1 protein-coding gene and 1 pseudogene are annotated in these 1,179 nt (G+C 58.3%); both read left to right on the top strand.

The features are described from left to right. Positions 1–257 precede the first annotated feature (257 nt). Positions 258–449, top strand: coding sequence for a hypothetical protein (locus tag ABID26_RS37035; protein ID WP_354418443.1), 192 nt, complete (start codon positions 258–260; stop codon positions 447–449). Next, positions 427–1,179: pseudogene (locus ABID26_RS37030) on the top strand (recombinase family protein); the annotation flags it as partial. The gene ABID26_RS37035 and the pseudogene ABID26_RS37030, both read left to right, overlap by 23 nt.

Here is a 1,179-nt window from a genome sequence, read left to right as displayed (position 1 = left end):
TTTTGGACGAACGCTTCAGGTCGCACCGTTCCGACGCGGCAAGGATTTGAAGTGCATCTACACGGAGGAACGGCGGGGGTTTAGTCGTGAGGTGCCCAATTGGATGTTCGACGAAGGCTACTGTGCCGGCATGGCGCTTGGATCGCCGCAGATCAGTATTGATGGGCTCAACGAACTTGCCGTTGTTCTGAAGCTTCTCGGTACGAATCAGGTGTCGGGTGCACGATCTCGTCCTTCGATGAAGAAGGAGAAAGGACGTGCGCAGAACAAGCCAATATCGCGAGGCGGTTCAACTGAGTCTGGATCTGGACCGTCGGATTCCGCAGGAGCCGCTGGGCGCCAATCCCAAAGGTCTGATCCAGGCGATCGCCGACCTTTTGCTGGAAGCGGCGGGCGTCGAGACCGTTCAGATGTCGGGAGGTGACCATGAGCGTCAAGATCACGCCTGATCACCTCGGCCGCACTGCCGTCGTCTATGTTCGCCAATCGACAATGTCCCAAGTCATGGGGAATCTCGAAAGCCAGCGGCGGCAATATGACTTGGCACAGGCTGCGGAAACCGCCGGATTTAAGTCGGTGACGGTAATTGACGACGATCTTGGCCGCTCGGGTTCCGGGATGATGCATCGGCCTGGATTTGAGCGGCTTGTGGCGATGGTATGTTCGGGCGACGTCGGTGCCGTCTATTGCATCGAAGCATCGCGACTGGCACGCAATGGACGCGACTGGCATCACTTGATTGACCTATGCGCCCTTGCCGGCGCGTTGGTCATTGATCCCGATGGTGCCTATGATCCGCGGCTGGTCAACGACCGCCTGCTGCTCGGACTGAAGGGGACGATGTCGGAGTATGAGCTGAGCTTGCTTCGCCAACGTGGAATTGCCGCTCGAGACTCCAAGGCCCAGCGCGGCGAGTACCGCTTCATGCTTCCACCCGGATTTTGTTGGAATGAACTCGGCAAGATCGAAATCGATCCCGATGAACATGTGGCGGGTGTTGTGCGGCTCGTCTTCACCAAGTTCCGCGAGCTCGGCAGTGCCCGGCAGGTCTTTCTTTGGCTGCGCCGCCGACATCAAAATGCCCGTGGTCCTGAGAAACGTTCAAATCTACAAGCTCAGCTGGAAGGCGCCGGCCTACCACACGGTGATGCAGATCCTGCACAATCCGCTCTATGCTGG

This window comes from Mesorhizobium shonense (assembly GCF_040545255.1).
GTDB classification, from domain to species: Bacteria; Pseudomonadota; Alphaproteobacteria; order Rhizobiales; family Rhizobiaceae; genus Mesorhizobium; species Mesorhizobium shonense.
The sequence above is the reverse complement of the archived record's forward strand: the minus strand, read 5'-3'. Positions and strand labels throughout refer to the sequence as shown.